This window comes from Arthrobacter alpinus, assembly GCF_001445575.1.
GTDB lineage: Bacteria > Actinomycetota > Actinomycetes > Actinomycetales > Micrococcaceae > Specibacter > Specibacter alpinus_C.
Map to the genome: position 1 here is coordinate 278,665 of NZ_CP013200.1, position 14,351 is coordinate 293,015.

Genomic DNA, 14,351 nt, shown 5'->3' on the forward strand with positions numbered 1-14,351 from the left:
GTTCCATGCCCGACGTGACTACCAACAGTGCCGAGGCCACCTCGAGCGCTGCACCACACCACGGCGAGGCAGCCTTCTTTGACGTGGACAACACCCTGATGAAGGGTGCCAGCCTGTTCCATGTGGCCCGCAAGATGTACCAAAAGCGCGCCTTCACGCTGCACGATGTTGCCGGATTCGCCTGGAAGCAGGCCAAATTCATCCTGCGCGGCGAGAACATGAATGACGTCCACTCTGTTCAGGATTCCGCGCAAAAACTGGCGGCCGGCATCAGTACCGAATTCATCCGCCAACTCGGCGAAGAAGTCTACGACGAGATGATCGTCTCCAAGATCTGGCCCGGCACCAAAGCCCTCACCCAGGAGCACCTCAAGTCAGGCCGTCAGGTGTGGCTGGTCACCGCCACCCCGGTAGAAGTTGCCGCAGTCATTGCCTCCCGGCTGAACCTGACGGGTGCCTTGGGCACCGTCGCCGAGAGCGAAGATGGCATCTACACAGGGCATCTAGTGGGCGAGATCCTGCATGGGGCCGCTAAGGGCCGCGCCATTGAAGCCCTCGCTGTCACCGAAGGTCTGGATCTGTCCCGCTGCTGGGCGTACAGCGATTCCTACAACGACATCCCTCTACTGACGGCCGTGGGCAATCCCGTAGCCATCAATCCGGACGCGAAGTTGCGCAAGCACGCCCGCGACAACAACTGGCCCATCTACGACTACCGCTCAGGACGCCGTGCGGCCACGCTAGGACTCAAGGCGGCCACAGTCGCCGGAGGAGTCTACGGGCTCTGGAAGGGCATCTCCATGGTCCGCAAGCGCTAACTAAGCGGCGAGAGGCCACATGGGTGCCGACGTCGTGCATGAAAAAAGCACCCGGCCACCAAAAGGTGAGCGGGTGCTTTTTGCGAAGAACGAAGCTTTACTTCTTATTGCGACGCTGGTGACGCGTCTTGCGAAGCTGCTTGCGGTGCTTCTTCTTGGACATCCGCTTGCGGCGCTTCTTAACTACTGAACCCATGAAAGTTCCTCACAAACTGCATAGAACAACCTCGGTTGAGGCCGTAAACGATTAGGTCGACCGATCTCAGGAATCGGTCAAAGCCGAAAATGGATCTTTCCTAGGGTACCGCCTTTACCCTGCATGCGCCGAACTGGGAGGTCCTTGCGTCTTTGTGCGATCAACCACGGCATCTTTCAGGAAGCTTTCGACGGCGTTGGCGGGGACCCGATATGACCTTCCGAAACGCACTGCGGGCAGCTCGCCGGCGTGCACCATGCGGTAGATGGTCATCTTCGAAACACGCATGAGTTCGGCCACTTCTTGCACCGTCAAGAAGTGAACATCGGAGAAATTTTGCTCCTGCGTCATGGTTGCCTCGGTATTCGCTTTCCATCAAAACGGCGGCTGCTGGTGGCGGACACCTTCTGCCTTAAGCCCTAACTCTAGGGGCAGAACATGGTTTCGGGCTAGTCATTGCCGCCGTATGACGCCCGCATCAGGCTCAGACGGAGGCTGCATTATTGCGGCGCGAGCGTGAGGCGTCGGCCAGCTTGGCCAACACTTTCGCTGTGACCTCCCAGTCCATGCAGGCGTCCGTGACGCTCTGGCCGTACGTCAGCTCAGCTGTACCTGCGGCAACCTCTTCCACGTCCAGGCTCTGTGCGCCACCCACTAAGAAACTTTCCAACATGACACCGGCAATTGTGTGCGCTGAGGCATCGTCGGATTCGAGCTGGGCACCGATTTCCAGAGCCACCTCAGCCTGGCGGTGGTGACTTTTGCCCGAATTGGCATGGCTGGCGTCCACAATGAGGCGCGGATTAACGCCCTGGGCGGCGGCTTCGGCGGAAGCCTGGGCCACATCGGCAGCCTTGTAGTTTGGTCCCTTGCGTCCGCCGCGCAGGATCACATGAGTGTCCTGGTTGCCGGCCGTGCTGACCAGGGAGGCGCGGCCTTCGCCGTCAATGCCAAGGAAGGTCTGTGCCGCGCTGGCCGCGTTGCAGGCGTCGAGGGCAACCTGCAGATCGCCGTCGGTGCCGTTCTTGAAGCCAACCGGCATGGACAGTCCCGAGGTGAGCTGGCGGTGGATCTGGCTTTCCGTGGTGCGCGCCCCAATGGCACCCCAGGAGATCAGCTCGGCCGTGTACTGCGGGCTGATCGGTTCCAGGAATTCGGTGCCCGTGGGCAGGCCCAGGGCGGCCACCTGCAGCAGGAAGTCGCGTGCCATTTCCAGGCCCGTGGCTACATCGTGGCTGCCGTCCAGGGCGGGATCGTTGATCAGGCCCTTCCAGCCCACGGTGGTCCGCGGCTTTTCGAAGTACGCGCGCATCACGATCAGCAGGTCTTCCTCGTGGGCCTTGGCCGTCTCCACCAGGCGGCGGGCGTATTCCAAACCAGCCTTAGTGTCATGGATGGAGCACGGCCCCACCACCACCAGCAACCTGTCATCGAGGCCGGCCATGATGGCCCGGACCTGGTCACGGCCACGTTCGACGACGTTGCTGGCGTGTGCGTCAAGCGGCAGCTTTTCGCCCAGCTGGGACGGAGACGGCAGTTCGGTGAACTGACTGACCCGCAGGTTGGCTGTGGTGTTGGTACGGATGGGTTCGGTGACTGCTGAGATGCTCATGGGAAGAATTTTCCTTTGAATCGGGCTGTCAGCGAGCCCCTTTTCAGAAACCCGCCGGAAATGGCGAAGGACAGAGAAAAATATTCTCTGTCCTGTTGGCTCTGAAGGAAGGTTGGATGCGTGTCAGTTAGACGCGGGCCCCTCCAGAGCCAACGAAAAATACGCATACCAACGGTTTGTCATGCCAACACCATAACCCCAAATTTATTCGGCCAGCAAATTGGCCACGTAATGAAGCTGCCTGAGCCAGTGGTGTTCCTGGCCGCCTTCGTGGTTGTTAAAGCGGTAGTACTCCATCTCCTTGGCGGGCGGGGCCGGGGCCTCACTGCCGTAGCCGTTGAACGAGGCATACACGCCCGACGCCGGGCAGACGTCATCCATACCGGCGGCCGAGTACAGCGCCGGAACGGCGCAGCGGCGGGCGAGGTGCACGCCGTCGAAGTAGTTCAGCACGGCAAGCACGTTGTCATAGTCATGGCGGTGGCGCTTGAGGAACGTGGCAATTTCGGGGTAGGGGCCGCGGGCGGCGAGGTCGATGGAGCGGGGGAAATCCTGCAGGAAGGGGACGTCGGCCATCACGGCAATGACGCCGTCGAGCCTCCCTGCGGCTAATCCTGCAGCCGCAATGGCCAGGCCGCCACCTTGGCTGATGCCGGTGACAATGACGTTGGAGCCGGCAACCTCCGGGTGTGCCTGTGCGGCCTCAATGGCGCGGAAGGCGTCCACGTACGCGCGGCGGTAGTAGTAGTCCTCACGGGAGCTGATGCCGCGGGTCATGAGGCCGGGGTAGGCCACGTGTCCGGCTGATGCGTGCGGATCGGCGGTGTCACCGAGCAGCCCGCCATAGCCCTGACCTCGCGTGTCCATGATGAAATGCGCATAACCGGCCTGCGCCCAGGCAGTGTCTTGTTGCACTAGGCCGCGGCCGCCGGAATAGCCAATGTATTGAATGACCACGGGCAGCTTTTCGCCGGCGGTGCGGGTGGCGGGTAGGTGCAGCCAGCCCTTGATGGTGGCGCCACCAAAGCCGGCAAAGGACACGTCAAAGCTGTCAATGACGGGCAGGAGATTTTCCACTGGGGCGAAGCTGGCGTCCAGTGGAAATTCGCGAGCCTCGGCAATAGTCTCGTCCCAGAAGGCGTCAAAGTCCGCTGGCTTTTTGGCCCCCGAGGAATAGCTCCGAAGCTGTTCAACTGGCATATCAAAAAGCGGCATGGCTCGGAATCCGTTTCAGTCGGGGTCCGGAATCTACTCCGGACAGGCTCACTGGACATCCTACGTCCTAGGTGATGAATATGGACTGAGTTACGCCGACAAGTTACTAGCGCAACGGATTAAAGTGGCGCATGGTGGCTGGCGGAGTGTTTCCCGTCAGCCCGGCCGCGACCATTTTTCCGGTGAGCGGGCCCAGCGCGATCCCCCACATGCCGTGACCGCCGGCAACATGGACGCGAGGGGAACGGGTGGCCCCCACCAGCGGGAAACCGTCAGTGGTGCAGGGCCGTGAGCCGACCCATTCCTCGGCACGGTCCTCCCAGTTGATGCCCGTAAACATGGGTGAGGCTGCCTCCACAATGGCCTTGATGCGCCTCGGGTCCAGGGGTGCGTCGGCGTTGCGGAACTCCATCATGCCCGCCACCCGAAACCTGTCCCCGAGCGGCGTGCAGGCAACCCGCTGCGCCGGGAAGTAGATGGGATGGCTGGGCATGGCCTCGGGAACCACTGTGAAACTATAGCCGCGCCCTGCCTGCACCACGCGTTTAACGCCGAACTTGCGGGCGAGGGTCCCCAGCCAGGCACCCGTGGCAAGGACGACGGCGTCGGCCTTGAGCAAGCGCCCTTCCGAGCCAATTACATCAACCCCCGTGCCGGTGTCGCGGACGTCAAACACCGTGAATGCGGTGGTCAGAGTGGCGCCACGGGCCACCACGGTTTCGGCCAGTGAGGCCATGAAGGCCGGAGGGTCGATGAAGCGCTGTTTAGCAATTGCGATGCCGGCAACAACACCGGCCCCCAGCGTTGGTTCGAGCTGGCGAATCTCAGCGCCACTCAGGAGGTTGAAGTCCACCTCGCCACCGGTTTCCCGGATGACGTGAAATTCCTTGACCAGGGCGTCGCGGTCCTTCAGCGACGCGAAGCCGGTCAAGAACGGCTGCGCAGGGTGGGTCTTCTCGGCCACTACCGGAGTTCCTGCGGCCAGCTCGTCAAAGGCGTCCATGCCGGTGCGGCCAATCTCGGCGAACACGGTCATGGCGGCCCGCCACTTGCCTGGCGTGCAGTTGCGGGCAAACCCCAGTAGGAATTTAAGAAGCGTCGGGTCGGTGGAGAACGGGACATATAAAGGAGAGGCCGGATCGAGCATGGCCTTGAGCCCGTACGTCAGCACGGACGGTTCACTCAGGGGCAGGGTCAGCGCCGGGGTCAGCCAGCCGGCGTTGCCCCAGGACGATCCCGAGGCTACCTCGCCGCGGTCAACCACCGTGACCTTGATACCCTGCTCCTGCAAGTACCAGGCGGTGGATAATCCAATGATTCCCGCACCAACAACAACCACATGCTCAGGCGCCTTTGCACTGACCACGATTCACTCTCCTTTGAGCAACGGCCAGCTCACTGCCAGCACTAACCCCAACCTAATCTCGTTTGGCGTTTCCCCCAAACGGCCGCTATCCCCGCTCAAACAACTGGTCCGGCGAAAACAGCGAAAATTCACGATCTCGGCTTGATTTTCGATTGGCCCATGGCCGCGAGGGCCCCTCGAAGCGAGGATGCGAGGGGTTGGGCCCGGGTGGGGATTTATGCGGGCTGGTTGGATTCAGAGCTGGGGCTGGTAATTCTTCCCCGGAAGGCTGGCCGCGACGATCGCCCGCAAATCCTGCAGCGCCCTGGGTGCTGCCCCTGCCGCCCGCGCTTGGATCAGCACGTTGCCAAGCGCCGTGGCCTCCACAGGCCCGGCCACAACAGGCAGGCCAGTGGCGTTGGCTGTGAGCTGACATAGAAGGTCATTTTGTGATCCGCCGCCCACAATGTGGATGACGTCCACCGTTTTTCCGGAAAGCTCCTGCGCCTGCGCAACCGTTGTGGCGTAGGCAGCTGCCAAGCTGTCCATAATGCAACGTACGACGGCGGCTGGCCGGGTTGCCAGCGTCCCTCCCGTTGCGCTGACCGCGGCACGGATACGCTCTGGCATGTTTCCGGGAGCAATAAAGTCCTCGGAATCCACATCGATAAGCGGCCCCCCGGTTAGCTCGGCAGCCGCAGCAGCCAGTAGCCCAGGGAGGGACAGCGTGGCGAGCGAATCGCTGGACGCCGGGGTCCCGGCGTCGTGCTTATTGCCTTGCAGAGCGTCCTGTTCCCAAGTGCGCATTGACTCGCTCAGCAGCCACAGTCCGCCCACATTGCGCAGGTAGCGGGTGGTGCCGTCCACACCGCGCTCGTTAGTGAAATTCGGGGCTGCGGCGGGAACGGCGGCCACGGCGGAGGCGGTGTCGTGCGAGCCGACGGCCCCAACGTGGTCTCCGGAGGTCCGGTGCTCGCTGCAATGGGCGGTCTGAGGATCCGGCCGGTGGCGCCGATCCACCGGTTGTGGCTTCCAGAAATTTTCACGCTGCGGGCCGTGGGTTACTTCGCGCCTACAAGCCTTCGGCTTGTGGATGGCCAGCGAGAGCGAACTCAACCAAGTCCGCGCCTGAGACTGGCGGCCGAGCACAAACAGAGCGGGGCGGGACAAGTCACCACAAAGATGCCCCATCCCGCCCCGCTATGGGCAAGCTATGAAAAGTTAGGTCCTAGATCAGGCCCTGTGCCAGCATGGCGTCGGCAACCTTGACGAAGCCGGCAATGTTGGCGCCAACCACGTAGTTACCCGGAGAGCCGTAGGTGTCTGCGGTCTCGGCGCAACGGTCATGAATGCCGATCATGATCTGGTGCAGGCGCTCTTCCGTGTGCTCGAACGTCCATGCGTCGCGGCTGGCGTTCTGCTGCATTTCCAGAGCGGAGGTGGCCACGCCACCGGCGTTGGCTGCCTTGCCCGGAGCGAACAGGATGCCAGCTTCCTGGAAGACGGCAACGGCACCACTGGTGGAAGGCATGTTGGCGCCTTCAGCAACGGCGAAGAGGCCATTCTTCACCATGCGGGTTGCAGCCTCGGTGTTGAGTTCGTTCTGCGTGGCACAGGGAAGGGCAACGGAGGCGTTGACGTCCCAGACAGAACCGCCCTCAACGTAGCTAACCGAGGAACCGCGGCGCACTGCGTATTCCTTCAGGCGTCCACGCTCTTTTTCCTTGATCTGGCGCAGGAGGGGAACGTCAATACCGTTCTCGTCCACAATGTAGCCGGAGGAATCCGAGCAAGCCACAACCTTGGCACCGAGCTGCTGAGCCTTCGCGATGGCGAAAGTTGCAACGTTGCCGGAACCTGAAACGACTACGCGCTGCCCATCGAGGGAGGTGCCGCGAGTCTTCAGCATTTCCTGGGTGAACATAACGGTGCCGAAGCCGGTGGCTTCCGGACGCACCAAGGAGCCACCCCAGCCGATGCCCTTACCGGTCAAAACGCCGGACTCGTAGCGGTTGGTGATGCGCTTGTACTGGCCGAAGAGGTAGCCGATTTCGCGACCGCCAACACCAATATCGCCTGCGGGAACGTCGGTGTACTCGCCGATGTGGCGGTACAGCTCGGTCATGAAGCTCTGGCAGAAGCGCATAACTTCCCCGTCGGACTTGCCGCGCGGGTCAAAGTCGGAACCGCCCTTGCCGCCGCCGATGGGCATACCCGTCAAGGCGTTCTTGAAGATCTGCTCGAAACCGAGGAACTTCACAATGCCCAAGTACACGGAAGGGTGGAAGCGCAGGCCGCCCTTGTACGGGCCAAGTGCCGAGTTGAACTCCACGCGGAAGCCACGGTTGATCTGCACACGGCCAGCATCATCCATCCACGGCACGCGGAAGATGATCTGACGCTCAGGCTCGCACAAACGCTGCAGCACGGCTGCGTCGACGAATTCTGGATGTTTATCCAAAACTGGGCCAAGGCTTTCGAAAACTTCCAAAACAGCCTGGTGGAATTCTTTTTCGCCGGGGTTACGAGCTAAAACTTGCTCCCGGATGGCTTCGAGCCTGGTATCCATGAGTCTCCTGAAAAGGGTGAGGCACCGTCGCGCGGCGCATAAATATGCTCTCTGGCCATTTTCCAGTCATGCCAGCACATACGCCAATTCTTCTCACAGTTCAGTCATTTATGCGTGATCTTGCGGATTATGGCGGAGCAAGACATTCTGCTGCGGCGCTGCGGCGCTTTAATGATCTGTTAGTTTTTGCGCCGTTTAAACGTGGGCAACGCTGGCAAGTTGGACAGCAAGTCAGCCGCCTTGTTCGCAGCCCTGCCTACGCTACGGCTGAATTGTCCTGGCGCGCCGCCGTCGTTCTCATTCGCCTGAACAACGCCGGACTGCACACTGCCAAACGGCACAACCTCGGCAGGCTTACTTGGGGCCGAGGGAGTCTGCGCCGCCGGAGTTTCTGGAACTGCGGGAGCCGAACCGTTCGATGCCGGCTCGGCGGAAACTTTCACTGCCTCAGTACGAACAGGTACAGCTGTCTCACCGCTAATAGGATCCGAAGCGGCCGTGCTCGGCGCCATGGACACTGGCGCTACAACCAGCGGAGCCGCAGCAACCTCGCGATGCTTAGCAGGCCGGGACGCGACAGCTGAAGAATCTACGGCTGGCGCCGCAACAGCGGCACCGTTGCGGGCAACCAAAAGTGTAGCGGCACCAGTGGTGGCACCAGTGGTGGCACCGGCCCCGAGGGACTGCAGCCACGTGGACACCAGGGCAAGCGGCTCAGTGTTAATGCCGTAGTAACGCTTCTGCCCCTGAGCACGCATGGACACCACACCGGCTTCACGAAGTACTCGCAAATGCTTGGAGACAGTTGGCTGGGAAACCCCGAGCTCGTCCACAAGCTGCCCCACCGATTTACTCTCTTGAGCAAGGGCTTCCAAAAGATCTCGGCGGGTGCTTTCGGCGATCACCGCAAAGACTTTTTCAACAACCATTCCACTACCCTAGCGACATATGCCCGTCACAGCATCTTGAGGGGCCCCGTCTGAGCAAAAAAGTTGCGGTGGGCTGCCCTGCAACTCTGAGAAATTCCTCTTTCAGCGGTGATGTTCCGCCAAAGCTTGGGTCAACGCTGAATATCCGACGGCGGTGGGGTGAAGTAGTTCTTGTGCCTGAGATTGGTTGCTAGCGGCCTCGAGCAAGCTTGTCGTTCCCGCGGAATGTACCCAAGGATCTGGTGAGCAGACGCTGTGACCATCGAGCACTGTCTCGGTGCCTGCAATAAAGGTCAGACGGGCAGCTTCTGGAAGTCCCTCATTGGCCTGCTCAACCGACCGCTGGATTTGGCTATTAAGTGAGGCCACAACTAACCCGCCAAAGATTCGCTCGGATTCCGCGATCCGCCCGCAATCGTCCCGGCCATGGAGCAGATCCGGGTAGGCCGGGATCCAAATCTGTCCAGCCACAGCCTTCCGGAGATCGCGGTACAGCTGCACAAGGGCCGGTCCCAAGCCAGTAATTCTCGTCTGCGTTCCCGCAGCGAGGTCTGCATCCAGTGAACAATCTGCAACCGCCACGACGCACTGGTCCAGGAGCATTGGGAAGCCAATATCGTTCGCGCCGACAATGACCAAGGTCACATCTGGGGCGGCGGCATGTAAGCTCTCCAGCTGCGCCGCGGGGGGATTTTCCGTCCACTCACTGGGCGGCTGGGCGTGATAGAAATTGGCGATCTTGGCACGGGAACACGCCATGTTCAACACATTTTCCCGGCCGAACATGGCCAGGCCCAGGCCTCTGGCGCTGCGGTGGCAGCGGTCGTTGCGAAGGTCGGTCCCGGCCAGGTAGCGCCGGCCGCCTTCGCCTGAGGCAATGGAGTCGCCAGCTAACGCCAATACGGCACCCTCCGCCAGCCCCCAGCCCGCGAGTGACGCGGCGTCAGGCCCCTCGCGCCCGGTGGTAGGCCCTGGTGTGAGAGCTTCTGAAGTGCCAGGTTCAGGAGCCGCCGCGAGCACCTTGTTCCGCGCCGCGTGACTGGCAGTTCCCCCGTCGCCGGAGACCGCCACAATGAAAATTGCGCACAGCAGCAACAAAGCTGCCGTGCGCAATTTGTTGATCATCGTTTCTGCAATGCCTCTGCAACACCAGGACCGTTGATCCCAGCCAGCCATTCCAACAGTTGCGGGTATGCGGCCGGATTTCCGGCAATCGCTGCATGCAGCCCCGGTTCGGTCGCCGCAAGCTCGTGCAGGCGGGTAGGGCTGGTGGCGGGGTTCGCCGCCTCCGCCGCCAGCGGATGCACAACCGGCGATTCCGCAAGCTCCGGCGCAGCAACAGGCCGCTGGACTGACACCGTCTCACCAATGGAATCCGCCACGGCCGCCTGCAAGGCTTCCAGCGATGTGGATGCCTGCTGGTAAATGGTGGGCTGCGCAGCCGTCGACTGTACCGCCAGCCAGTCCCGTAGCCCCTGGTAAGTGGCCGGATTGCTGTTCAGTGCCGCATGGGTCTGCGGATACTGAACAGCCAATTCCTGCAGGCGGATTGGTGCTGTCGCCGGATTTGCTGCCTCGGCGAGCAACGCAGCCATCACCGAGTCACCCTGAGTCGGCTCCGCAACAACTTCCCGGCGCACCACATTGGTGACGGAACTGTCAGCTTCCTCCCCCAACGCGTCGAAAGTTTCCTTTGCGGGCTCCGCTTTCTTGGCAAGCTCGGTTTCCTGGGCAGCTTCCGCTGCGGGAAGTTCGACGGCGGCCGGCAGGGTTCCCTGCGCTGCCAACCAATCGCTCAGGCCGGGATAGACCGCCGGGTGGACAGCGATGGCGGCATGAGTCTGCGGGAATGACGCGGCCAGCTCGTACAACCGGGCTGGCGAGGTAGCCGGATGGGCGGCTTCGGCTAGGATCTGGTCCATATTCACAGCCTGAGCGCCCTGACTATGGGGCGGGACGCCCTGCTGGGCCGCCGCGACGGGTGCCTGCGGGAATTGCTGACCGGGCACCTGCTGGTGGTAGGCCGCTTGGGCCGGGGATCCGCCGTCGAAGCTGAATCCTGTGGGGACGGCTGCCGAGGACGGCAACGTGCCAAAGTGCTCACGCATGGCCTTAGGCGCCCAGAGAATGACCCCGATGGCGACGGGGAGCACGAAGGCCAAGACCACGGCCGGGGCCATGAGGGTCCATGTGGGGGTGTTTCCGCCAATGATCATCAGGACCAGGTAGAGGACGAACAGCAAGCCCGCGTACGCAGTTCCCAGCTGTTGGCCCTGCTTGGTGCCATTCTTCAAGGCAGTCGCAGTAATGAAGAATCCGGCTATAGCCACCACCGAGAACACCAGGGTCAAAACCCACGGGACGGCGCTTTCGTTGTAATAGTAGCGCGAGGCGGCATCGCCCATGAGTACGCGGATCAAGTTCACCAAGGACACCGCGGCCATGACCGCCGCTCCCGCCAGTACCAGCTTCATGGCGGCCATGGCCACGGACTGCCACTTCTGCAACGCTGGTTCCGTGGTGACCAGGCGGCCCAATGAAGGAGCCGCGGCAATGGCACCAAAGGCCATCCAGAAAACAGCCGTAAATACTGGTGAGGAGCCGTAAAAGCTCGCAGAAACCCGTGCGGGGGCACCCATGGCAATGAAACCAAGGAGCAGCCCGGCCAAGCCGATGCCCACGCCCACGAATCGCCAGGTCTGGCTCTTCTGCAGGATCTTCAGTGCCACGACAACGAACAATGCCGGGGTGATAATTCCCAACAACACGATGGAAACTATGTACAAGGGAGGAATCGCTGAGCCCGAGTTGGCAACAAGAAGCTTCACAATCTGGATCAGCGTGGTCAAGACGACAATGCCGGTCAGGGCCAGGAGCGCATACAGCCAGCGCTTGTCCCTGCCGGCGTCCGCCTGCGCGTCGCCTAATTCAGCCTGGCGCGGCGTGGCTGCCAGCAATGCACCTGCCAGGCCGAAGGCCAGCGCCGTACCAAGTACCCGTGTGCTCAACATTTCCATGATCAGGTAGACCAAGAAGACCACCAGGAACGGGACGTTGGCCAGCAGCCGCACGTCCTGCATTTTGCGGTAATTCCATGACGGTCCAAAGACGCCTGCACGCCACACATACGTCAGACCGAGCGAGAGCATACTGACTATGGTCACCAGCAGCACGTCGATGCGCCCCGCCGCCAGCCCGTTGGCATCGCCATAGACGTTCGCCGAGACACGCCACGGCAGGAACAACGAGATGATCAGCAAGGTTAGCGCGATCGCATCCATGGCATAATCGCGCACCGTAATGGCAGCAAAGGGGCTCTTCGCCGGCGCTCCGCCTGCCGGAGCCGCAAACTGCTGCGGCATGGACTGCTGGGGCGCAAGTTGCTGGGGCTGGGCGGGATACCCCTGACCCGGGTGGGGATTCTGGACGGGCGCCCCTGGCACTGTGCCGGGGTAGCCCTGTGGGCCGGATTGTTCCGGTGTTGGATAAGTCATTTGTCAGCTCCTAGGTGTTGGCCGTGAGGCCGACTACTTTTTCACGAATTCAAGCTCATAGCGGGCACGCGCATCAAATCCAGCCAACGGCCGGGCCACGTTCTGATCCTGCTGTTCACCGACGGAGACGCTCAGATTTACCAGACCATTCTTGGCGGGCAGCACGATCACATGCTCGACGCCGTCCCCCACGGGGACGGTTTGCTTCTTTCCATCGATCTCAACCACATAGTTTTTGAAGGCGCTGCCGTCGACGCCGGACATCACCAGCTTGTCAGTGGTGCCCTTAGGGATGTCCAGCTCAAGCATTTCGCTGCCGTCGTTGTAGCTAGTCAATGAACCATTGTATTTAGCGGTGGAGTGCTCGATGGTGGCTGGTTCCACGTACGTTGCGGGCGTCACCGAAGCCGAGTACGTGACCTTATTTCCCTCCGCGTCGAAAAGTTCCTGCCACTCGTCGGCGGCAAACAGGACTACCACATAGCTCCCCGGTTTCAACTCAAAGTAGCTGCTGTGCGAAGAGTAGGACGATGAGGATGAGGAATGGGTCTCGTCCTGCAGGTCTGCCGAGTAAACCGACGCGGAAACACCAGAATCCCCACCACCAAGAATCACATTCTGGGCCGTATCAATCTCCAGAGTCCGCACCGCGTAGCCAGCCGAGTTAAAAGCAACATCCTCAGCCTTGCCCACCGTCATAGCACCGCTGGGTGCGTCTGTGCGATCGAGGCGCAGCAACGCCAGGGCTTGCTCCTTTGTCAAGGAATTAAGCCAGGAAATGGCCATATCAGTGGCTGTATCCAACACACTGACCTTCCACTTCCCATCTTCCTTGACAGTGGTCAGCCCAAACTTGCCATCAACCGTAAACAGCGACATCGGGTTCGCCGAGGGCGAGCTGTAGTTCTTGGCATAGCCCGAGCCATTGTGGCAGGTCTTATCTCCCTCAGGATCGGAGAAACAAGAATCGCTGATAGACACCGTGTCGCCGTCAACACTCAAGGAAACATTCTCCACGAACGTCAACGCACGGTTTCCATCCTGCGGGCCCTGCGTAAAGCTCGAAGCGCCCAGCTTGACCTTCTGCGAACTGCCACCAGCACCTGAGGAATTCCACAAATCCGCATACATGTAAAACGCTGCCGCCTCATCTTTCACCAACGACGGCGCCAACAAGGCAGGGTCCGCCCCGTTAACCGCGGAGACAGCATTCCGCACAGCTGCACTGGCAGCTTCCTGCGGAGAATCGCCTCCCGCCGGGAACTTATCCGGGACCGCTCCCTTGGCAACCATGCCCGAGCTATCCTCGGCCATCATGCTGCCTAATTCCAAGGCACTGAGCATGGGACTCAAGTACCAACGCCCGTCCGTTTTGGCCGCAATCAACACCAGGCCGTCCTCGTTGGGCCCCAGATCGGGAATGAGGACAGTGTTTTCAATGACGTCTGTCTTGTCTGCGGCATCCAACGCAGAGCGCAATGCACCCTTAGTCTGATCCGGGTGAATCACAGTGTGCACTTCACCGGAATTGAAGCTGAGCTGTGCAAAGTCTGCCGAAATTTCTGTGACGACAGGAGTCACCCCGGAAACCGTAATCTCAACACCATCAAGCACAAATTTCCCGGAATCTGCAGCTTCTGAAACCTCAGGAGAAACCTTTTTCAAGGCCTCTGCAATACCGAATTCCTTAAACTTGTCCACCACAACCGTCTGCAGTCGCATGACCGAATCCCGTTCATGGGGAGCGATAGTGGTGAAGAGCCCCACTATGTCCTTGTTATTTACAGACTCGATCAGCTTGATCCCAGCGGCTTCCGGCGACTTCTCGCCACCACGGATGATGTCCTTGACAATGAACAGCGCCACCATGGCAGCCACCAGCACCAGAATCACAGCGGAGCCAATAATGACCAGCTTTTTCGACGGACGCCAACCCTTAGCCTTGGGCCCGGGGCTGCCCGGGGCACCCGGTGCGCTTCCGCCTCCTGCAGGGCCACCCGGCAGACTGCCACCGAATCCTGGCGGCGGCGGTGGCGGAGCACCCGGTACGCCAATGGCTGGCAACGCTTCTATATTCTGTTCTGACACGAGACTACATCCCCCAATTTGAAACAACATCAACATTCACCAGCGGCGCCGGTGAACAGCAAAAAATCTAAATCCCCCGGAAGGG

The 14,351-nt window shown here is 61.0% G+C and carries 12 protein-coding genes; 1 reads left to right on the forward strand and 11 read right to left on the reverse strand.

The genetic code is table 11. The features are described from left to right. Nucleotides 1–5: 5 nt before the first annotated feature. Nucleotides 6–818, forward strand: a complete 813-nt coding sequence (locus AS189_RS01165) for an HAD family hydrolase (protein WP_062285717.1) — start codon at nucleotides 6–8, stop codon at nucleotides 816–818. A gap of 97 nt (nucleotides 819–915) precedes the next feature. Here AS189_RS01165 and AS189_RS19185 read toward each other — a convergent pair whose 3' ends face one another. From AS189_RS19185 to AS189_RS01215, 11 genes are all read right to left on the reverse strand, one after another. After that, nucleotides 916–1,014: a 30S ribosomal protein bS22 gene (locus AS189_RS19185; RefSeq protein ID WP_074712200.1), complete on the reverse strand. Its 99-nt coding sequence runs from the start codon at nucleotides 1,012–1,014 to the stop codon at nucleotides 916–918. A 114-nt stretch (nucleotides 1,015–1,128) separates the two neighbouring features. Further along, nucleotides 1,129–1,365, reverse strand: coding sequence for a helix-turn-helix domain-containing protein (locus AS189_RS01170; RefSeq protein WP_062285719.1), 237 nt, complete (start codon nucleotides 1,363–1,365; stop codon nucleotides 1,129–1,131). 133 nt (nucleotides 1,366–1,498) lie between these two features. Then, on the reverse strand, nucleotides 1,499–2,626 hold the full coding sequence (locus tag AS189_RS01175) for a 3-deoxy-7-phosphoheptulonate synthase (RefSeq protein ID WP_062285721.1): 1,128 nt from the start codon (nucleotides 2,624–2,626) through the stop codon (nucleotides 1,499–1,501). Between the two features lie 204 nt (nucleotides 2,627–2,830). Next, nucleotides 2,831–3,841: an acetylxylan esterase gene (locus AS189_RS01180; protein ID WP_062285722.1), complete on the reverse strand. Its 1,011-nt coding sequence runs from the start codon at nucleotides 3,839–3,841 to the stop codon at nucleotides 2,831–2,833. A 106-nt stretch (nucleotides 3,842–3,947) separates the two neighbouring features. Further along, complete coding sequence (locus tag AS189_RS01185; RefSeq protein WP_062285724.1) at nucleotides 3,948–5,207, reverse strand: NAD(P)/FAD-dependent oxidoreductase; 1,260 nt, start codon at nucleotides 5,205–5,207, stop codon at nucleotides 3,948–3,950. 234 nt (nucleotides 5,208–5,441) lie between these two features. Next, a complete protein-coding gene (locus AS189_RS01190; RefSeq protein WP_062285726.1) occupies nucleotides 5,442–6,206 on the reverse strand; it encodes an FGGY-family carbohydrate kinase in 765 nt (254 codons plus the stop codon). 208 nt (nucleotides 6,207–6,414) lie between these two features. Continuing rightward, nucleotides 6,415–7,755 (reverse strand): NADP-specific glutamate dehydrogenase, encoded by a 1,341-nt coding sequence (gdhA, locus tag AS189_RS01195; RefSeq protein ID WP_062285727.1) that lies wholly within the window; start codon nucleotides 7,753–7,755, stop codon nucleotides 6,415–6,417. Between the two features lie 179 nt (nucleotides 7,756–7,934). Further along, nucleotides 7,935–8,684, reverse strand: coding sequence for an ArsR/SmtB family transcription factor (locus AS189_RS01200; protein WP_062285730.1), 750 nt, complete (start codon nucleotides 8,682–8,684; stop codon nucleotides 7,935–7,937). A 102-nt stretch (nucleotides 8,685–8,786) separates the two neighbouring features. Continuing rightward, nucleotides 8,787–9,809 carry a GDSL-type esterase/lipase family protein gene (locus AS189_RS01205; RefSeq protein ID WP_062285733.1) on the reverse strand — a complete coding sequence of 341 codons (1,023 nt, stop codon included), beginning with the start codon at nucleotides 9,807–9,809 and terminating at the stop codon, nucleotides 8,787–8,789. Then, complete coding sequence (locus AS189_RS01210) at nucleotides 9,806–12,178, reverse strand: hypothetical protein (RefSeq protein WP_062285736.1); 2,373 nt, start codon at nucleotides 12,176–12,178, stop codon at nucleotides 9,806–9,808. The genes AS189_RS01205 and AS189_RS01210 overlap by 4 nt, the downstream gene beginning before the upstream one ends. Nucleotides 12,179–12,211: 33 nt before the next feature. Continuing rightward, on the reverse strand, nucleotides 12,212–14,266 hold the full coding sequence (locus tag AS189_RS01215) for a hypothetical protein (RefSeq protein ID WP_129587113.1): 2,055 nt from the start codon (nucleotides 14,264–14,266) through the stop codon (nucleotides 12,212–12,214). Nucleotides 14,267–14,351 lie beyond the last annotated feature (85 nt).